Source organism: Streptomyces odontomachicola (genome assembly GCF_039605595.1).
Classification (GTDB): domain Bacteria; phylum Actinomycetota; class Actinomycetes; order Streptomycetales; family Streptomycetaceae; genus Streptomyces.
This window is the reverse complement of the sequence record NZ_JBCFOK010000006.1, coordinates 228,719-247,841: the sequence shown is the minus strand read 5'-3', so window position 1 is coordinate 247,841 and position 19,123 is coordinate 228,719. Positions and strand designations below refer to the sequence as shown.

Annotated in this window: 17 protein-coding genes; 9 read left to right on the top strand and 8 right to left on the bottom strand. The window is 74.0% G+C overall.

Annotated features, from left to right (window positions below):
• Positions 1-18 precede the first annotated feature (18 nt).
• Together ABEE00_RS13495 and ABEE00_RS13490 are read left to right on the top strand one after the other, a co-directional pair.
• Positions 19-210, top strand: a complete 192-nt coding sequence (locus ABEE00_RS13495) for a hypothetical protein (protein ID WP_345745651.1) — start codon at positions 19-21, stop codon at positions 208-210.
• 76 nt (positions 211-286) lie between these two features.
• Positions 287-928: a maleylpyruvate isomerase family mycothiol-dependent enzyme gene (locus ABEE00_RS13490; protein WP_345745650.1), complete on the top strand. Its 642-nt coding sequence runs from the start codon at positions 287-289 to the stop codon at positions 926-928.
• Positions 929-934: 6 nt separating this feature from the next.
• Here ABEE00_RS13490 and ABEE00_RS13485 read toward each other — a convergent pair whose 3' ends face one another.
• Entirely contained in the window at positions 935-1,600 is a 666-nt protein-coding gene (locus ABEE00_RS13485) for a TetR/AcrR family transcriptional regulator (RefSeq protein ID WP_345745649.1), read from the bottom strand.
• Positions 1,601-1,716: 116 nt separating this feature from the next.
• Here ABEE00_RS13485 and ABEE00_RS13480 point away from each other — a divergent pair, with 116 nt between their 5' ends.
• The 3 genes from ABEE00_RS13480 (at position 1,717) to ABEE00_RS13470 (ending at position 6,038) form a co-directional block, all read left to right on the top strand.
• Entirely contained in the window at positions 1,717-3,192 is a 1,476-nt protein-coding gene (locus ABEE00_RS13480) for a purine-cytosine permease family protein (protein WP_345745648.1), read from the top strand.
• Between the two features lie 78 nt (positions 3,193-3,270).
• Positions 3,271-4,920, top strand: a complete 1,650-nt coding sequence (locus ABEE00_RS13475; protein WP_345745647.1) for an amidohydrolase — start codon at positions 3,271-3,273, stop codon at positions 4,918-4,920.
• Complete coding sequence (locus ABEE00_RS13470) at positions 4,917-6,038, top strand: C45 family peptidase (RefSeq protein ID WP_345745646.1); 1,122 nt, start codon at positions 4,917-4,919, stop codon at positions 6,036-6,038. The genes ABEE00_RS13475 and ABEE00_RS13470 overlap by 4 nt, the downstream gene beginning before the upstream one ends.
• A 134-nt stretch (positions 6,039-6,172) precedes the next feature.
• On the opposite strand, the gene ABEE00_RS13465 is transcribed toward ABEE00_RS13470, so the two are convergent.
• From ABEE00_RS13465 to ABEE00_RS13450, 4 genes are all read right to left on the bottom strand, one after another.
• Positions 6,173-6,967: a VOC family protein gene (locus ABEE00_RS13465; protein WP_345745645.1), complete on the bottom strand. Its 795-nt coding sequence runs from the start codon at positions 6,965-6,967 to the stop codon at positions 6,173-6,175.
• Between the two features lie 179 nt (positions 6,968-7,146).
• Positions 7,147-7,857, bottom strand: coding sequence for a GAF and ANTAR domain-containing protein (locus tag ABEE00_RS13460; RefSeq protein WP_345745644.1), 711 nt, complete (start codon positions 7,855-7,857; stop codon positions 7,147-7,149).
• A gap of 292 nt (positions 7,858-8,149) precedes the next feature.
• A complete protein-coding gene (locus ABEE00_RS13455) occupies positions 8,150-8,884 on the bottom strand; it encodes an ANTAR domain-containing protein (RefSeq protein ID WP_345745643.1) in 735 nt (244 codons plus the stop codon).
• Positions 8,885-9,073: 189 nt separating this feature from the next.
• Entirely contained in the window at positions 9,074-9,994 is a 921-nt protein-coding gene (locus ABEE00_RS13450) for an alpha/beta fold hydrolase (RefSeq protein ID WP_345745642.1), read from the bottom strand.
• Between the two features lie 183 nt (positions 9,995-10,177).
• On the opposite strand from ABEE00_RS13450, the gene ABEE00_RS13445 reads away from it, so the two are divergent.
• Complete coding sequence (locus tag ABEE00_RS13445; RefSeq protein WP_345745641.1) at positions 10,178-11,101, top strand: aminoglycoside phosphotransferase family protein; 924 nt, start codon at positions 10,178-10,180, stop codon at positions 11,099-11,101.
• A 508-nt stretch (positions 11,102-11,609) separates the two neighbouring features.
• Positions 11,610-12,506: a glycoside hydrolase family 16 protein gene (locus ABEE00_RS13440; protein ID WP_345745640.1), complete on the top strand. Its 897-nt coding sequence runs from the start codon at positions 11,610-11,612 to the stop codon at positions 12,504-12,506.
• A gap of 424 nt (positions 12,507-12,930) precedes the next feature.
• On the opposite strand, the gene ABEE00_RS13435 is transcribed toward ABEE00_RS13440, so the two are convergent.
• Positions 12,931-14,247: an MFS transporter gene (locus ABEE00_RS13435; RefSeq protein ID WP_345745639.1), complete on the bottom strand. Its 1,317-nt coding sequence runs from the start codon at positions 14,245-14,247 to the stop codon at positions 12,931-12,933.
• A 320-nt stretch (positions 14,248-14,567) separates the two neighbouring features.
• Between ABEE00_RS13435 and ABEE00_RS13430 the strand changes: the two genes are divergently transcribed.
• On the top strand, positions 14,568-15,026 hold the full coding sequence (locus ABEE00_RS13430) for a hypothetical protein (protein WP_345745638.1): 459 nt from the start codon (positions 14,568-14,570) through the stop codon (positions 15,024-15,026).
• A gap of 240 nt (positions 15,027-15,266) precedes the next feature.
• Here the strand turns inward: ABEE00_RS13430 and ABEE00_RS13425 are convergent, their stop codons facing one another.
• Positions 15,267-16,580: an NAD(P)/FAD-dependent oxidoreductase gene (locus ABEE00_RS13425; RefSeq protein WP_345745637.1), complete on the bottom strand. Its 1,314-nt coding sequence runs from the start codon at positions 16,578-16,580 to the stop codon at positions 15,267-15,269.
• A gap of 222 nt (positions 16,581-16,802) precedes the next feature.
• On the opposite strand from ABEE00_RS13425, the gene ABEE00_RS13420 reads away from it, so the two are divergent.
• On the top strand, positions 16,803-17,627 hold the full coding sequence (locus tag ABEE00_RS13420; RefSeq protein ID WP_451918566.1) for an SDR family oxidoreductase: 825 nt from the start codon (positions 16,803-16,805) through the stop codon (positions 17,625-17,627).
• Positions 17,628-17,720: 93 nt separating this feature from the next.
• On the opposite strand, the gene ABEE00_RS13415 is transcribed toward ABEE00_RS13420, so the two are convergent.
• A complete protein-coding gene (locus ABEE00_RS13415; RefSeq protein ID WP_345745636.1) occupies positions 17,721-19,016 on the bottom strand; it encodes a cytochrome P450 family protein in 1,296 nt (431 codons plus the stop codon).
• Positions 19,017-19,123: the final 107 nt, after the last annotated feature.

Genomic DNA, 19,123 nt, shown 5'->3' with positions numbered 1-19,123 from the left:
GTGGCCAACCCTGGGGGCATGGACGACATGGACGACACCGGCCCGACGTCCGAGAACGAAGCCTGCACCTGCTGCGCCCCACCGCCCGTCCACGCGAGCGGCCCCCTGTGGAGCGTCGACCACGGCGAACGCACGGAAGAAGACTGCGCATGCGACTGCCACGACCGCACGCACGCCGATGACACAGGCTGCGGCGACGCGCCACGGTGACGGCCGCACCCCGCGTGCTGCCGCCCTGCGCGACACTGGTCGCAGCACCCAAGGGACGCGAGGGCGGTGGTCGGGCGTGGGGACTGTCCGGGAGATGGCCGGGGACGAGCGGCGGGAGCTGGCCGCGTTCCTCGGGGAGTTGGCGCCCGGGGAGTGGGAGGCGCCGACGCTCTGCGCGGAGTGGTCCGTGCGGGAGGTGGTGGCGCACGTCGTGAGCTACGACGAACTGAGCGCGCGCGACCTCGTACGACGTCTCGCGCAGGCCCGCTTCAGCACGGACCGGAGCAACGCGCTGGGCGTGGCCGCGTACGCCGGCCGCGAGCCCGACGAGCTGCTCGCCCTGCTGCGCGCGCATCCCGAGCCGCGCGGGCTGCCCGCGGCGTTCGGCGGGATGATCGCGCTGGTGGACGGGTTCGTCCACCACCAGGACATCCGGCGCGCGTTGGGGCGCCCCCGCGACGTACCCGGCGCACGGCTCCAGCGCGTGCTCACCCTCGCCCTGCGGGCCCCCGTCCTCCCGGCCCGCCGCAACGCGAAGGGGCTGCGGCTGACGGCCACGGACGTCGACTGGCAGCGCGGCGCGGGCCCTGAGGTCCGCGGACCGGGCGAGGCGCTGCTCATGGCGCTGGCGGGCCGGAGCGCCACGCTGGACGAGCTTTCCGGGAGCGGCGCGAGCACCCTCGCCGGGCGGGTGACGACAGGGACGGGAGCCCGATGAGCCGGGTCACCCCTCCCTCACCAACACCCCCGGCCCCGCCCCCAGTTCACGCTCGGCCGTCGTGAAGAGGAGGTCGTCGAGGGCGGGGTGGGTGTAGCCGGAATCGTCGTTGGCGTAGGCGCCGAGGCCGTCGATCACCACCAGGATGACCAGGCACGCTCCCTCGGGGTCCGGCGTGTCGAACTCGCCCGCGCGCACGCCCTCCTCGATCACGCGGGTGAGCACGCCCCGCATGACCGCCTCCTGTTCGGCGAGGACCTCGCGCAGAGTGGGGCGGTACCGCGAGAGGTGGCGGGCGTTCAGCCACAGCCTGCCGAGGTCGGCGAAGTCCTTGCGCCCGATGCGCCGCAGGAACGCGCTCAACTGCCGCGCCGGTGACGCCTCCTGGCCCTCCTGACCCTCCGGGCTCTCCTGGCCGGCGCCGGGCAGCAGCGCCTCGCGTTCGCGGGTCACGGCGCGGGTGAACGCCTCGCACAGCAGCGCGTCGATGGTGGCGAAGTAATGGCTGATCAGCCCCGGCCGCACGCCGAGCTCCTGCGCGACGAGCTGCATCGTCACGCGCTCCAGACCGCGCTCCAGCGCGAGCCGCGCGGCCGTCTCCAGGATCTCGGCGCGGCGCTCCGCCGGGTCCTTGCGGGTCCGCGAGCGGGCGTTCCGGGGGGTTGACGTCATGGGAGCCAGGTTATTGGATACCGCACCAACAGTCTATTGGTGCCGCAACCAATAGCGCTGCCGCACCGTCTCGGGCATTTCGTCTCAGGGCAGTTCGTCTCAGGGAAGGGACCCCCATGACCCAGACCCCCGCGGCCGGGGAATCGGCCGGGGACGCAGCCGCGGACGCGGCCGGTGACACGGCCCGCGCGGCAGGCGGGCTCGACCGTCCTGGACAGGTGGAGTCCCGCGGCATCGACTGCGTGCCCGAGAGCGAGCGGCACGGGAGGCCGCGCGAGCTGTTCGCCATCTGGGCCGCGCCGAACGTGAGTTACCTCAGCTTCGTCGTCGGCGCCACCCTCGTCCTCACCGGTCTCCCGCTGTACGAGGCGCTGCTGGTGATCGTCGCGGGCAACCTGTTCTGGCTGCTCACCGGCTTCATCGCGGTCAGCGGCCCGGCCTCGGGCACCACGGGCTCGGTCGTCTCCCGGGCGATGTACGGGGTGGTCGGCAACAAGGTGGTCGTCGCGATCACGGGGTGGCTGATCTCCGCGCTCTACCTCGCGCTGAACTGGTCGGCCGCCTCGGTCGCCGGGATCGGCCTGGCGCGCCGACTCGGACTGCCGGGCTCGGCGGTGGTGGACGCCGTGGTGATCTGCCTGATCGCCGCGGCCACCGTGCTCATCGCGATCTACGGGCACGCGACGATCGTCCGCCTCTACTCCGCGCTCACGGTCCTGCTCACCCTGATCTTCGTGGTGGTCGCCGCGCTCGTGCTCGCCCACGCCGACTGGTCGTACGCGCCCGCCAAGCCGTTGAACGGGTTCCCGCACCTGGTGGTGCTCGCGTCCGGCTTCACGATCGTGGCGTCCACGCCGTTCTCGTACGCCAACAGCCCCGATCTCGCGCGGTACCTGCCGCGGCGTTCCAGCGGCGCGGCCGTCGCGCTGGCCACAGCGGCCGGGGCCTTCCTGCCGAGCGTCGTGTTCACCTCGGTCGGTGCCGTCGCGGCGACGGCGCTGGACATGAGCGATCCGCAGCGGGCGCTGGAGAGCGTGATGCCGGGCTGGTTCGCGCCGCTGTTCGTGCTGGGCGTGGTCGTGAACACCATGGCGAACAACGGCATGACCGCGTACAGCGCCGGCCTCTCCCTGCAGTCGATCGGCGTGCGCGTGCCGCGGGTCGCCGCCGTCCTCGTGGTCGGCGTCATCGGCACCGCCATGACGCTCTTCGCGATCCTGGTCTTCGACTTCCTGACCGCGGTCAACACCATGATGGAGCTGGTCGTGGTGATCACAGGCCCGTGCATGGCGGTGTACGCGACCGACATCGTCCTGCGCGGGAACCGGTACGACGGCGAGGCCCTGCACGACCAGAGCCGGGGCGGCCCCAACTGGTTCACCGGGGGCGTCAACTGGGCCGGCGTGCTGGCCTCGCTGCTCGGCGCGGCGGCCTCCGCGCTGTGCGCGAGCTCCAGCTTCTGGGCGGGACCGGTGTCCGCCGCAATGGGCGGCCTCAACCTCGCGATACCCGTCGGCGTCCTCGGCGCCGCCGCCCTCCACTGGGCGCTGTCCCGCGCCTTCGGCACCCTCACGGCGCCGCCCGCGAACTGACCCGGCTCGTCCGTACGTTGGCCCCGGCCCCCCAACCACCCCGCACCACCACCCCCACGGAAGGACCCCGAGAACCCCATGCCCGCCGACCTCCTCGTCCGAGCCCGACGCATCCAGAACTTCGACGCGGAAGCGGAGTCGGCCCCCGCCCATGTGCTCGCGGTCGAGAACGGGATGGTCACCGCCGTCGGCGGCGACGAGCTCCTGGCCCTGCACCGGGGCCCCGCCACCGAGGTCCGCGAGTTCCCCGGCGCGACCCTGACCCCGGGCCTGACCGACGCGCACGCGCACCCCGTGTGGGGGTCGATCGAGACCGGGTCCGGGCTGGACCTCGGCGGGCTGACCAGCCTCGACGCGGTGTGTGACCGCATCGGGCAGCGCATCGCCGAACTCCCGCGCGGCTCCTGGGTCACCGGCTACGACCTCGACCTCGCGGTCTTCGAGGGCGAGCCGTGCGGAGCCGAGTTCGGGCGCCGCTTCCCCGGCGTGCCGGTGTCGATGATGAGCCGCGACGCGCACGCCCTGGTGGTCAGCCCGGCCGCGCTGGAGCGCGCCGGGGTGACGGGGCGCGAGGTGTTCGAGGACGCCTCGCGGATCGCGGTGGGCCCGGACGGCGCGCCCACCGGGTACGTCGTGGAACTCCAGGCCATGGACCTGGTCTTCGCGCACTACCCGGAGGTCCCGGTGCCGGACGCTGCCGCATATGTGGCCGTCGCGCTGCGCCGTCTCGCCTCCGCCGGGCTCACGGGGCTGCACGCCATGGACTTCACCGACCCCTCCGAGGCGGTCTTCCGGGAGATCGAGCGCGCCGGGGACCTCCCGCTGCGGGTGCGCTGCTCGCCCCTCGTACCGGCCGATTCGGGGCGCGAGGCGTGGCAGGCCGTCGCCGGTCAGCAGGGGCTCGGCGGGCGGCGGTGGCATGTGGCGGGCGCCAAGTTCATGCTCGACGGGACGGCGGACAACGGCTCGGCGTGGTTCGCGCGGCCGGACGTGTTCGGGCAGAACCGCAGCCCGCTGTGGCGGGACGTGGAGGCGTACCGCGCGGCCGTCCGCTTCTTCACCGCGCGCGGCGTCCCCACCGCCACCCACGCCATCGGCGACCAGGCGGTGCGCTTCGCGCTCGACGTGATCGAGGAGGCCGGGAGCGCGGGCACGGCGCCGCACCGGATCGAGCACGTCGAATCCGTACCCGACGACCTGGTACGCCGCTTCGCCCGACTCGGCGTGGTCGCCAGCCTCCAGCCCGTCCACGCCACCCGCATGACCTGCCCGGACCAGAGCGACGCCTGGTCGCGCCGCATCGGTCCCGAGCGAGCCGCGCACGGCTGGCGCACCCGCGACCTCCTGGACGCGGGAGCCACGGTCGCCCTCGGCTCGGACTGGCCCATCGGGGTCGGCGACCCGCGCACCGCGCTCGCCGACGCCCAACTGCGGCGCCCCGTCGAGGAGTCGGGCGCCGCACCCGTGCAGCCGGACCAGCGGATCACCGCGCGCGAGGCGTACGCGGGGATGACCCGGGCCACGGCGGTGGCGGCGGGCGCCGCCGGCCGGCTGGGCAGGATCGCCCCCGGTCACGCGGCGGACCTCGCCGTGTTCGCCGCCGACCCCCTGGGGCTGAGCCCCGAAGATCAGGCCGCCAACCCCGTGCTCGCCACGGTCGTCGGCGGCCGCGTACTGCAGCACACCGCCCAGCCGCACCACACCACCCGGGAGACCCGCGCCAAGTGACCTCTGGACCCCTTTCCTCCGCGCCCTTTCCCCGCCCCGAACAGCGCCTGCACGTACGCGCATCGGGCGCCGACCCGCGCGAGCGCGGCAGGGACCGCGGCCGTCAGCTCGCGGACGAACTGGCCGGCGCCATCGCGGCGTACGACCGGCTGTTCGCGCACGCGGGCATCGAGCCCGGCACCGTACGCGACGACGGCCACCGGACGCTGGACATCCTCGGCGACTTCGGCCCGGCCCTGCTGGAGCAGATCGAGGGCGTGGCCGAGGGCGCCGGCGCCGAGCCGTGGCAGGTCGCGGCGCTCAACGCCCGCACCGAGATCCTGGCCGGGAGCCGCGAGGTGCCGCCCGGGGAGTGCTCGACCATCGTGCGCCGGGTGCCCTCGCCCGGGGGAACCGGCGAGCGCACCCACCTCGGCGTCCAGACCTGGGACTGGCACGCGGAGCTCAGCCCCTACTGGCACACCCTGGAATCGCGCGGCGGCACCCACGGCTACGCGTCCCTCACCGAGCACGGCATCCTCGCCAAGATCGGCGTCAACAGCGCGGGATTCGCGCTGCACTTCAACATCCTCGGGCACCGGGACGACAAGGTGGGCGGGGTCCCGGTGCACGTGCTCGCCGCGTATCTGCTGGAGGAGGCCGAGGACGCCGCGCACGCGCGCGAGCTGCTGCGCGGCGTGCCGATCAGCTCCTCGGGCTCGTTCCTGCTCTTCGACACGCGGCGCGCGGTGCTGCTCGATCTGAGCCCTGAGGGCGTGTTCGAGGTGCCGGCCGTGGCCGAGGGCACGCACCTGCGGACCAACCACTTCCTCACCCAGGTCCCGGCCGCACGCGAGAAGTCCTGGCTCTACCAGCCCGATTCGGGCGAGCGGTACGCCTTCCTCCGCGACCGCCTGGAGCGCGGCAGCCCGGAGAACGCCGAGGCACTGCTCCGACAGCTCGTCACCGGGCCCGGCGAACCGCCCGTGACCTGCCTCCCCGACATGGACGGACCGCTGGGACAGCGCTGGGCGAGCCTCGCCACCGTGCTCCTCGACCCGGCGTCCCGTACGGCCCGCGTACTGGACGGGACCCCGGCGGAACACGCCGGCCGGCCCTGGTACGAGCTGCGCGCGTGAGGCGTGCGCGGCGGCGGGAGTGAGCCGGGGCCAGCGCCGATACCGGCACCGCGGGACCCCGGCTCACTCCTCATGCCTCACGCAACCGACCGCCCCTTACGCGACCGGCCGCCCCTCACGCGACCGGCCGCCCCTCACGCATCCGACCACTCCGGCATCTCGCCCTTGGCCGCGGCCGGGTTGACCAGGGAGCACGCGGCGCCCTGCGGGTCGATGAGCGCGGCGACGCGGCCGAACGGCGTGTCGGCGGGCTGCATGGTGATCTTCGCGCCGTGCTTCACGGCCCTGGCCACGGCGTCGTCGCAGTCCTCGACGGCGAAGTAGACGTTGATGAACGGGGCGACCTCGTCCGGCACTTGGCCGCGCATGTCCATCCGTCCGAGCAGGGGTTCCTCGCCCAGGGCGAAGGTCGCGTAGTCCATCTCGCCGCCCGCCATGCGCCGGACGCGGTAGGAGAAGAGGGAGCCGAAGAAGCGGTCGCTGGCCTCGGGGTCGCGGGTGCAGACCTCGGCCCAGGCGAAGGCGCCCGGGGCCCCACTCGCCGAGAAGCCCTCGTGGGTGCCCGCCTGCCACACGCCGAAGAGGACGCCGCCGGGGTCGCGGGCCAGCAGCATGGTGCCGAAGTCGCCGACCCGCATGGGTCCCATCACGATCTCGCCGCCGTTCCCGGTGACCGCGGCCGCCGTGGCCTCGGCGTCCGGCGAGGCGAAGTAGAGGCACCAGGCGGACTGGCTCTCCTGCCCCGGCATGGGCGGGACCACGGCGGCCACGGCCTGGCCGTCCCGGTACGCCTCGGTGTAGTTCCCGTACTCGCTCGCGCTCTCCCCGAAGGTCCAGCCCAGTACGTCGCCGTAGAAGGACTTGGCGCCCTCCAGGTCGGTGAACATGGCGTCCATCCAACACGGCGTGCCCGCGGCGAAACCGGCCATGATGCGTGCTCCTTCTCTGCCAGAGGTGTCGTGCCCTGCCTGAGGTGTCGTGTCCCGGGGCGCCGTGCTCTGCCCGGGCATCGTGTGTCCGAGGTGTCACGCTAGCGAGTTACCGGGTGGTTCATACCGTACGCGCGCAATGATCCGGGTTGGCTGCCGCGGGCTTCCCGTTCCCCCTCTCACGGCGGGTCCAGGCGGAGGCGGCCGGTGACGATCTCGTGCGCGACCTCGCGCAGCGGCCGGTCGTGGGTGAAGGCGTACACCCGCAGATACAGCAGCGCCCGGTCGAGCGAGAGCCCGAGCTGCACGGTGAGCATGCCGGTGGCCTGGTGGACCTCGGCGCGGTGCAGGTCCAGGGACGAGTCGGGCAGCGAGGGCCCGGCGGCGGTGAGGGTGGCGACTGGGGTGTGCAGGAGCAGGTCCAGCGCGATGTGGGCGAGGGCGTGCATCCCGTACAGGTGGTCGGGCGCGAAGGGCGCGGGGATGGTGCGGTATCCGGTGAGCACGCCCACGGTGACCGCCCCCAGGCGCAGCGGCACGGCCACCGCGGCGCGCGCCGGGGTGGCCTGCGCGGCGGGCCCGAGTACGGGCCAGCGCACGGGCGTCGAGGTCAGGTCGGGTGCGGTGACGGTGCGGCCGGTGCGCGCCGCCTCGACGGTCGGCCCTTCGCCGAGGGTGTACTGCAGGTCCTCCAGCGCGGGCCCGAGGGCGTCCTCCGGGTCGGTCCACACCAGTTCGGGCTCGCCGCGCGCGGTGAGCATGCTCAGGGTGAGCGAGTCCAGGCCCAGCAGCGGAGCGAGGGCGGCGGCCGAGGCGGCGGTGAGGTCCCGCCCCTGGTGGGCCGCGCGGCGCAGGCGGATGAGCGCGGTGGTCAGTTCCTCTCCGGGCATGGGAGACCGCCTTCCTGGCGGGGCGGAGGCCCGCTCGGCGGTCGGGCGGCCGGCGGTCGGGCGGCCGGCGGTCGGGCGGCCGGCGGTCGGGCGGCCGGCGGTCGGGCGGCCGGCGGTCGGGCGGCCGGCGGTCGGGCGGCCGGCCAGGTGGGCGGCGGACGGGGCGGCGGTCGCCTCGCGGGGGGCGGCTCGGTCGGGGTCGGGCCGGTCGGAGGTGGCCGGCTCGTGGGCGGCCTCGCCGGCGGCGGCCAGACGGGCGGCGGCCGGTTCTGCGTGTTCAGCGGCGTGTTCATCAGCGCTCTCCTCCGAGCGCGGCGGGGATGTCGCCCCGCGCGATACGGGTGGCGAGGTCGGTCAGCCGCTGCCCGCGGAGGCGCGCGTGGCCGCGCAGCAGCGTGAACGCCTCGTCCATGCCGACGCCGAGGAGCGCGGCGAGCACGCCCTTGGCCTGTTCGACGACGAGCCGCGCGTCCAGCGCCGCCTGCAGCTGCCCGGCCACGCCGTCCCTCCCGTTCCGCTCCTGCCGGTGCGCGAACGCCAGCGCCGTGGCCCTGGTCAGGGTGCGCGCCAGACGCAGATCACGGTCGTCCACGTAAGGGGGCCCGGACATCAGGAGGTTGGCCGCGCCCAGGCTGAGGGGCGGGGTCTCCAGCATCACGGCGGCCACGGCCGTGATGCCGGCGGCGCGGGCGCGGGGCACGAAGCGGGGCCAGCGCGCCGCCGCGCCCGAACCGTCCGTCAGGTCGGTGAGCGGCAGCGGTTCACGGTTGCGCGCGCTGTCCAGACAGGGGCCCTCGTCGAGGTCGATCTGGTCCTGTTCGAGCCGCCGGCAGGGCTCGTCGGACGCGGTCAGATAGGCGACCTCGCCGCTCCCTGCGGCGGTCGTGACGCCGGCGGAGCGCACCGGGAGCAGGGCCGAGAGGTGCGCGGTCAGGTCGTGCAGCAGTTCCAGCGGGTCGAAGCCGGGCGGCCGGTGGCCGAGGTCGACGACGGCTTCGGCGACGCGCAGTTCGCGTTCGGATGTCATCGTCCGGGTCCTGCCGTGGCGGAACGGCTCCCTTCACCGCGGCGGTGCGCGGGGTCCGGGCGCAGAGGCGGGCAGGGCACCGCGGGTACGCCCCCACGCTACGCCGCTTCGCCGCGCCCGGACAGGGCGGACGCGGGGTGAAAGCACACCCGCGGAACGGGGGTCGACGGGCCGCGTGTGACGGCCCGTTCAGGGCGTCGCCGCGCCGGCCGCCTCCGTCCCGCCGAGGAACTTCCGCAGCTCGCGCACCGTCTCCTCGGGCGCCTCCTCCGGTACGTAGTGATCGCTGGGCAGCGCGGCCGCTCCCCGTACGTCCTCCGCGTACCGGCTCCAGACGCCCGGCACGTCGTAGTGGCGGCCGACGAAGCCGTGCTCGCCCCAGAGCGCGAGCAGCGGCGCGGTGATCCGGCGGCCGGCCGCGGCGTCGGCCTCGTCGTGCACGAGGTCGACGGAGGCGGCGGCGCGGTAGTCCTCGCACGAGGCGTGGATCGCGGCCGGGTCGGAGAAGCAGCGGACGTAGGCGTCCATCGCCTCCGGGTCGAAGGGCGAACCGCCGTGGTGCCGCGCGTTCATCCGGGTGCGCACCCAGAACTCCGGGTCCTTGCCGATCAGATGCTCGGGGATCCCGTCGCCCGCGGCCAGGAAGTACCAGTGGTAGTAGCCGAGGCCGAAGCCGGCGTCCGCGTTCTGGAAGGTGTGCAGGGTGGGCACGATGTCCAGCACGGCCAGCGCGGACACCGCCCCGGGGTGGTCGAGTGCGAGCCGGTGCGCGACGCGGCCGCCCCGGTCGTGCCCGGCGACGGCGAAGCGCTCGAAGCCCAGCTCCCGCATCACCAGCACCTGGTCGTGCGCCATGGCGCGCTTGCTGTACGGGGTGTGCTCGTCGTCGGAGGGCGGCTTGTCGCTGTCTCCGTATCCGCGCAGGTCGGCGAGGACGACGGTGTGGGAGTCCGTCAGCTCGGGCGCGACGCGGTGCCAGATCAGATGGGTCTGCGGATAGCCGTGCAGCAGCAGGAGGGGCGGCCCCTCCCCCGCCGTGCGGACGTTGATCCGTACGCCGTCGGCGTCCACGGTGCGCCGGTCGAACCCGGCCAGCAGGCGATCGCTCATCCTCCGATCACAGCAAGCGCGTGCGCTCGCGTCCATGGTGCGGGGGGGGTGGCCGGTGGTGCGGCGCCCTTTGGCCGGTGGTGCGGCGGGAAAACCCGGAGGCGCGGGGAGGGGGCGTTTGCGAGGATCCGCCCGCGTCCGCCGCGCCAACTCCCGAACACCGACCTCCGAGAGGAACCCTCCGTGCACCCCGCCCCGCCCACGTCCCGCACCGTTCACCGCCTCCTGCTGCCCGTACTGCCCGGTCTCCAGGAGGCGGAGGTGCGTCCCGTCGCCGAGGGAGGCGAGCACTCGACGTGGCTGGCCGGTGCGCGGCATGTGGCCCGGCTGGCGCTCGACGCCGGCACCTCGCGGCGGCAGCGGACGGAGGTGGGGCTGCGCAACGCCCTCGCCCCACGGGTGAGTTCGGTGGCCTCGAGCGCCGCCGCGGGTGAGTGGCACCCGGGCCTCGCCTACACCCTCGACACCCGGCTGACCGGCGCGTCCGCAGAGCGGCGCACGACCTCCCCCACCGGCGAGGCCCAACTGGCCTCGCTGCTCCTCGCGCTGCGCGCCTTCCCCGCACGGGAGGCCGAGGCGCTGGGCGTGCCCGTCGCGGAGCCCCGCGATCCGGCGGCGGAGTGGGAGAGGGCAGCGAAGGCGGCTCAACGCCTGGGCGCAGATGGCGAGTTGGGCCCCGTGGCCGAGTCCGCTCACCCGCTGCCCGCGCGGCCTTTCCCGCACGAGGCCGTGTACGCCACCACGGAGCGCGCACCCGGCGTGCTCCTCCACAACGACCTCAAGGGCGAGCACCTGCTCCTCGACGAGGACGGCGAGCTCACCGGCGTACTCGACTGGACCGACGCCGCGCTCGGCGATCCCGCCGAGGACCTCGCGGGACTGGCGATCTCGGTGGGCGCGCGGGCGGCCTGCCGGGTGGCCGCGCCGACCGGTTACGGTCCCGGGACCCGCGCCCGCGGCATCGCGCTGAGCCGCGCCGACACCCTCGTACGCCTCGCGGACCGCCTCTACCACGGCGACGACAGCCCCCTGCCACTGCTGCGCGCCCAGCTCCGACGCGCCTGGGAGCGCGCCGAGTTCGACGCTCGGCCGGGCGCGCACCCGTAGCCACGCACAGCGGCGCCCCGCCCCCGGTGCTCCACCACCCGGGACGGGGCGTCGTACGCGGGCTCCGGCGGGTCAGGCCGGAGGCGGGCTCACAGCCCGAGCAGTCCGGTGACGGTGCCCAGCAGGTCGCCGACCGTGCCCAGAAGACCGTGGACGAGCTCCATGTCAGTTCTCCGATTCTCAAAGGGGGGTGTGTTCACCGCCGGAGGGCCGGAGTCCGCGGCGTCCGGCCCTGCGACATGTGCCATCCCATCCCCGCCGCGTTGCCGCAGGGCAACAGCCATGTACACCGTAGATCACGGCGCGACCGTGAGCGGATTTCCCAGGAGAGAGCGCTCAATGTCCGTACTCGGGTCGCCGTATCTGATTCCGGCGTCCCGCCTTCAAGGCTCAACGACAAGCCCCCGAAAATCTGGTCCGGACCAATCCCTTGACAGTGTTTCGCTTCAGTTCTTGAATCTCGGCGAACGCGAACTCCCCTGCCTCACAAGGAACTCAAGGGAGCGTCATGAACCCCCCACGCTTGAACCGCCCAGCCAAACGCGCGCTCGTCTGCGCCCTGTCCGCGCTGGTCGCGGCGCCCGCGCTCGCCCTCGTACCGGCGCAGGGCGCGCCCTCGCCCGCGCCTCGCACCGACGCGGGCGCCGGCGCGGAGAAGCCCGCGGCCGGCGAGTCGTTCACCGACAACTTCGACGGGCCCGAGGGCTCGGCGCCCGACGGCGCGAAGTGGCAGAACGAGACCGGCGACAACGTCAACAACCATGAACGGCAGTACTACACGCCCGGCAACAAGAACGCGGCGCTCGACGGCAAGGGCCACCTCGTCATCACGGCGCGCAAGGAGAATCCGGACAACAAGAACTGCTGGTACGGCCGTTGCGAGTACACCTCGGCGCGGCTGAACACCTCGGGCAAGTACGCGGCGAAGTACGGGCACGTCGAGGCCCGCATGAAGATCCCGCAGGGGCAGGGCATGTGGCCCGCCTTCTGGATGCTCGGCGACGACTTCGGGCAGGTGGGATGGCCCGCCTCCGGGGAGATCGACGTCATGGAGAACGTCGGCAAGGAGCCCTCCAGCGTGCACGGCACCCTGCACGGCCCCGGCTACTCCGGCGAGGGCGGCATCGGCGCCGAGCACAAGCTGCCGAACGGCGAGAAGTACGCCGACGCCTTCCACACCTTCGCCGTCGACTGGTCGCCCGACGCGGTGAGTTGGTCGGTCGACGACAAGGAGTACCAGCGCCGCACGCCGGCCGACGTCAACGGCAAGCAGTGGGTGTTCAACAAGCCCTTCTACCTGATCCTCAACCTCGCGGTCGGCGGCGACTGGCCCGGCGACCCCGACGGCAACACCCGTTTCCCCGCGCAGCTCGTGGTCGACCACGTACGCGTCACCACCAAATGAGCCATGCTGCGCGCCATGCGGCCGGATCACGCCCGACCAGCGCGGAGTCGGCCACGGCCGCCGGCTTGAATGATCCGGCCGCACCGGCGCGCGTGCCTGCCGGGACGGGGGTGGTACGGGAGAGGCGCTCCTAAACCCGGACAAGCGGGGTCGGGTGATCAGGATGACCGGAAGTGACCGGTCCGGGACCATGGAGTGCTTGAAATGTGAATGTGCCGTGTAGACGGCGGGACCACGGGTAGAGACTGCCCCGGTTCCGGCTTGAGACGGTGTTCGTGCTCCGGCCCTGTTCGCACTCCATCCCGCGGTGCACAGGGCGGAGAGCACCACCGGGAGGGGGGCCGGAACCAAGGGGCCTCCCGTTCCCCGGGGGGGGGCACAGGCGGACCGAGTCCGTCCAGAACGGGAGGCCCCGCGCACCGCTTCACCCCGGTGTCATGTCCCGCGCGCCGACTCCGGCCGCGTCAGCGCCCGTTCGGCCCGTCAGGTCCCTGCGCCCCGCCCGTGCCGCGGCGGAGAGCGCCGCCACGGCGGCCAGCGCCGCGGCCGACGGCGGCAGCAGATAGACGGCCGGCCCCGCGTCCGCCCACTCGGCGACCCGGCCACCCACGGCGGAACCCGTCGCGACCCCGCAGAGCAGCGCGGTGACGGCGAGGGTCATGCCCTCGTTGAGCCGCGCGGCCGGAACGGTCTCCTGCACCAGGGTCATCGCGGTCACCATGGTCGGCGCCGTACCCAGCCCGGCGACGAGCAGCGCGAACGCGAGCAGCGGCAGCCCGCCGCCGGACGCCGCGGCCAGCAGCGGGAGCAGGAACAGCCCGGTCATCGCCGCGGTGCACAGGACGAATCTGCGGTGCGGCGCCCCGCGCAGCCGCAGCGCGCCGAAGCACAGCCCGGCGATCCCGGAGCCCAGCGCCTGGCAGGCGAGCACCGCACCCGAGGCGCCCCGGTGGCCCTGCCCGTCGGCGAACGCGAGGGTCACCACCTCGTTCGAGCCGAAGACGGCGCCGGTGGCGAGGCAGACCAGCAGCAGCGGAGGCATCCCGGGCAGCCGCAGGGGCGTGCCGCGCGCGCCGGCCTCCCCCGTGCCCGCGCGCTGCACGGGTGGTTCGGTACGCCGCTGCGCCGTGAACAGCAGCATGCCGGTGATCAGCAGCAACGCGCCGGTGAGGGTGCCCAGTTCGGGGAAAACGGCGGTGCTGAGGTACGCCGCGAGCACCGGGCCGGTCATGAAGCACAGCTCGTCGGCCGCCTGCTCGAAGGAGTTCGCCGTGTGCCGGGCCGCGGGGTCGCCGCGGTGCAGGTAGGTCCAGCGCGCGCGGGACATGCCGCCGGTGTTGGGGGTGGTGGCGGTCGCCGCGTACGACGCGAAGAGCGTCCAGTCGGGCGCGCCGTACCGCACGCACGCCACCAGCGACAGCGAGCCGCACACCGCCACGGCCGCGGCGGGCAGCGCCACCCTGGACTGCCCGTACCGGTCGACGAGCCGCGCCACCATCGGCGCGACCAGCGCGGTCGCCACCAGTCCCGTCGCGGTGACGGCGCCGGCCAGCGCGTACGAGCCGCGGGCCGCCGAGATCATCAGCACCGCCGAGACGGTGAACATGCCCATCGGCAGCCGGGCCAGCAGATTGCCGAGCGTGAAGGCGACCGCCCCCTTGGGCGCGAACAGCCGCCCGTACGGGGCCAGTACGCGGCGCACGGCAGCGGGAACGGGAACGGAGGCGGAGGCAAGCGGCATCGCGCAACCCTGCCGGGGCGGGTTTCACAGGGTCCACTGGTTTTCCGCGCGGCGCGCGGGCGCCTCCCGGCGAGTGGAGCGCGGGCGCCTCCCGGCAAGTGGGGCGCAGGGCCCTCAGCGGGCGGAGCACAGACTCCTCAGCAGGCGGGGCGCGGCACTCGGGTGGTGGTCGGGGCTGCCGTTGGGGCGGTGGTCGCGGGGCAGTTGGGTGCATGCGCCGCACCGCACTTGTGTCGCCTTGAAGGGGCACGGGGGCGGCCCAATACTGCTGCCGCTTCACACCGTTCATTCCTCTCATGCAGGAAGGCCAGGAAGGTCACATGAACAGGTCCACCACCGCACGCGCCCTCGCCGCCGGGCTGCTCTCGCTGAGCCTCGTCGGCGCCGCCGCTGCCCCGGCCCTCGCCGACGACCGGCCGCCCCGCCAGAACACGGGCCACGACCACCACCCCGCCGACCACCGCCCAGGACCGCGCCCGTCGGCAGCCGGCCAGCAGGGCGCCCACGAGAAGACCAACACGGCGCGGGTGCACCGCACCGACGTCAGGGCTTGGCAGGATTTCCGCATCAGCGGCGCGACGCACAACGTCAAGCCCGACAGCCGCGTGGTCGTGCAGCACAAGCACCACGGGAAGTGGGAGACCCTGCCCATCAGTGCCCGGCTGCCGCACAGCGGCAAGTACGGCGTACGCGTCCGGCTCGGCGCCAAGGGCAAGCACGAGCTGCGCACGGTCGTCGGCGGCGTGCCCTCCAAGCCGTTCTTCGTCAAGGTGAGGTGAGCGGCCGTCACCTGAGCTGAGCGGCCGCCCGACGTCCTGCGGACGGCCGCCGCGAGACGGACACCCGACGCGCGAGCGCCGGTTCGCGGGCCCGGACCCCGAGGGGTTCGGGCCCGCGGTGCGTCTTGCGTCCGCGGGTCTTCGCCGGGGGCGTTCGTGAGCGTCCCTGGCCCGTTCGTGGTCGCCCCCGGCTCGTTTCTGGTCCGTCCCCAGCCGGTTCCTGGTCCGTCCCTGGCCGGTTCACATGTCGTGTGCCGCCGGGTGTTCGTTGCTGCGGGAGGGGGCCGCCGGCGTGGAGGCGCGCAGCGGGTCGTACGGGGTGAGGTCCATGCCCGGGTCGCGGCCGAGCGCGAGCCGCGCCGCGAGGGTGCCCGCGTACGGACCGATGGTCAGGCCCGACGCACCCAGGCCGTTGGCCACGATCAGGCCCTCGTACTGCGGCACCCTCCCCAGCAGCGGCAGCGCGTCGGGACCCACGGGCCGGAAGCCGACGCGCGTCTCGACGTGGGTCGCCCCGGCCAGCCCCGGCGCCACGGCGAGCGCCTCGTGCAGGACCTCGGCCACTCCCGCCGCCGTCACCCGGTGATCGAACCCACTGCCGTCCTCGCGGGTGGCGCCGACCACGACCCGCGAGTCGTCGAAGGTGAGGAGATAGTGCCGGGAACGGGGGAAGACCACCGGCCAGTCCGAGGTGTCCGTGCCCGGCAGCCGCAGATGCACGATCTGGCCGCGCTGCGGCGCCACCGGCACCGGAACGCCCAGCGGCCCCAGCAACTGCGGCGACCAGGCGCCCGCCGCGGCCACCACCGCGTCGGCCGGGATGAGTTCGCCGTTGACCCGCACTCCCGTCGCCCGGTCGCCGCGGGTCGCGATGGTGGCGTCGCCGGTGACCGTACGGGCGCCGTGCCCGGCCGCGCCCCGGCGCAGCGCCGCGTCGAGCAGCCGCCCGTCCACCCGCGCGGCGCCGGTCAGATGCAGCACCGGGCCCTCGTGGCGGAGCGGCGGGAACAGGGCACGCGCGCGGGCGCCGTCACACAGCGAGACCGAACCCGCCTGGGGCGAGCGCGCCGCGCGCTCCGCCGTCTGCGCGAACACGGCGTCCGCCTCGTGCTCCTCCAGCAGCCGCAGCGCGCCGACGCGGCGATACCCGGTGCCGGCCACCCCCTCGGGCCCGGCGGAACGCGGTCCCACCCCCGCCACCGCCCCGATCCCCGGGCCGTGCCCCGGCCCATGACCGGCGCTCTGACCATGTGCGAGCCCGGGAACGGTGAAGCCTCCTGGCCCCGACCCCGGAGCCGGCCCCGGACCCGCGGCCTCGGCGTCCTCCTCCAGCGCCGCGAGCAGCGCCGGATAGAACTCGGCTCCCGCTGTCGCGATCCTGTGCCAGTCGGGATCCGTCTCCCTGCTGCTCCATGGACAGATGATGCCCGCGCCCGCCGCCGTCGCCCGCCCCGCGAAGTCCGCGTCCACGAGTACGGTCTGCGCCCCCGAGCGGGCCAGTTCGTACGCGGCCGCTGCCCCTGTGACACCCGATCCGATCACGACGACACGCATGCGCCATGGACCTCCATTCCGTCGGTTCCCCCGCACCCCCGTGCCCCCAACTCCTCGGTCGTCCCCGGCATACCCAGGCAATGCGCCCGTCTCACCCGCGACGCGGCCCGTACGGTGCGACGCGCCGTACATCCGTACGCCGGGACGGCTGCGCGGAGATCACGTACGGCCGACACTGGGCGTCGGCAGCACACGCGATCACCGAGGGACGGAGGACCGAAGGTGACGGCACAGGACGCGGAACGGAACACGGAGCAGAACCCCGCGCGCACCCCCGGAACGGCAGGCCGCGAGGGCCCCTTGGCGGGCTGCGCCGTGCTGGTGACCGGCGCCTCCAGCGGAATCGGCGCCGCCACCGCGCTCGACCTCGCCCGCGGCGGCGCCTCCCTCGCGCTGGTCGCGCGGAGCGCGGAGAAGCTGGAGGAAGTCACCGCCGGGGTACGCGCATCCGGCGGCGAAGCCCTCGCCCTCCCCGCCGACCTGAGCGACACGGAACGGGCGCGGCAGGTGGTCGCCGAGGCGGTGGACCACTTCGGCCGCCTGGACGTGCTGGTGAACAACGCCGGCTACGGCGCCCGCAACCCCGTGGAGCAGAGCGACCCGGCGGACTGGGACCGCATGGTCGACCTGAACCTCAAGGCCGTCCTGCACACTTCGCACGCCGCGCTGCCCCACCTGCTCCGCTCCGCCGAGCACGGCGGCCGCGGCGTCGCCGACCTGGTCAACATCAGCTCCGTCGCCGGGCGCGTGGCCCGCAAGGACAACAGCGTGTACTCGGCGACCAAACACGCCGTCGGCGCCTTCAGCGAGGCCCTCCGCCAGGAGGTCACCGGCCGCAACGTGCGCGTCGGGCTGGTCGAACCCGGCATCACCGTCACCGGGATGACCGCCGACAACGGCTTCGGCACCGGCGTGGCCCAGGGCATGCCCCAGGAGTCCTGGCTGCACGCGGAGGACATCGCCCGCGCCGTCACCTTCATGATCACCCAGCCCGCCCACGCGGCGGTCAACGAGATCACCGTCCGGCCGACGGCCCAGGAGAGGTGAGGGGGGCGGGGTTGGGGGGTCCGGTCCGGGTTCCGCTTCCGGGGGCCCTCCCCCCTCCCCCTCGCCCTCCCTCCCCGCTCCCGCCTCAGTCGCTCATTTCAGCCTCACCGGCAGGGTGTTGAGGCGCCAGCTTCCCGGTATCTCGGCGCGGTCCAGGTGGTGCGGTGCGACCGCCAGGGACAGGTCCGGGTAGTGGGTGAAGAGCTTGCCGAAGGCCACCTCGCCCTCCTGCCGTGCCAGGGCCGCGCCCAGGCAGTAGTGCATTCCGTGGCCGAAGCCCACGTGGTTCTCCGCGCGGTGGTCCGGGTGGCGTGTCAGGTCCAGGCGCTCGGGGTCGTCGTAGTGCCGGGGGTCGAAGTTGGCGGAGACCAGGACCGCCTGGAGCACATCGCCCCGCCGCACCTGCGTGCCTCCTATCTCGGTGTCCTCCTTCGCGTACCGCAGCTGCGTCATGTGCACCGGGCCGCTCCAGCGCAGCAGCTCGTGCACGGCGCGCGGCAGCACGGCCGGGTCCTCCTGGAGCAGGCGGAGCTGGTCGGGGTGGGTGAGCAGCGCGGCGGTGCCGTTGGCGATGAGGTGGGCCGTGGTCTCGTGCCCCGCGAGGATCAGGGTGAGCACCATGGTGACCATCTCGGTGTCGCTCAGCCGTCCGTCGTCCTCGTCGCGTGTGCGGATGAGGTCGCTGAGGAGGTCGTCGGTGAGGGACGCGCGGCGCTCGCGTATCAGCTCGTGGATGTGCTCGATCATCGCGGTCGCCGCTGAGCTGGTGCGGTCGGGCTGCATCGAGATGAGGTCGCTGCTCCAGCGGCGCCACTGGGGGCGGTCGGCCTCGGCGATGCCGACGAGCTCGCAGATGACCGTGATCGGCAGCGGGTACGCGAAGTGCTCGATCAGGTCGACGGACCCGTCGTCCGAGGCCTCCGCGACCGCGGGCAGCCGGGAGAGCATGTCGTCGGCTATCTCCTCGACCCGCGGGCGCAGGTCGCGGATGCGGCGCGCGGTGAAGGCGCGGGAGACGAGCCGCCGCAGCCGGGTGTGGTCGGGCGGGTCCATGTCGAGGATGGAGCCCAGGAGGTAGGGGCGCAGGTCCGGAGGGAAGCCGAGGGCGTCCATGAGGCGGGCGCGCGGGTTCTCCCCCGTGTAACCGGGGACGGAGGTCGGGGTGTTGACGAAGCGCTGGTCGCGCAGCACCTCGCGGACCTCGTCCAGGCGGGTCACCAGCCAGACCGGGGTGTCGTCCATGAAGCGGCCGCGCACCAGGGGCGCCTGCTCGCGCAGCCTTCCGTAGCCGCCGAAGGGGTCGGCGATCAGCTCGGGCTCCATGACGTTGGGCTCGCCGGGGTGCTTGCCGACGTGCTGGTTCAGGGCGGTGGGGGGTTGCTGGGACACGGTCGGTCCCTCCTTCCGCGGTGTGCGCGGTCAGTCGTCGGTGTTCGGCGGTGATCGTCAGAGGTGGTCAGAGGTCATCAGCGGTCGTCGGTCCCCGGAGCCGTCAG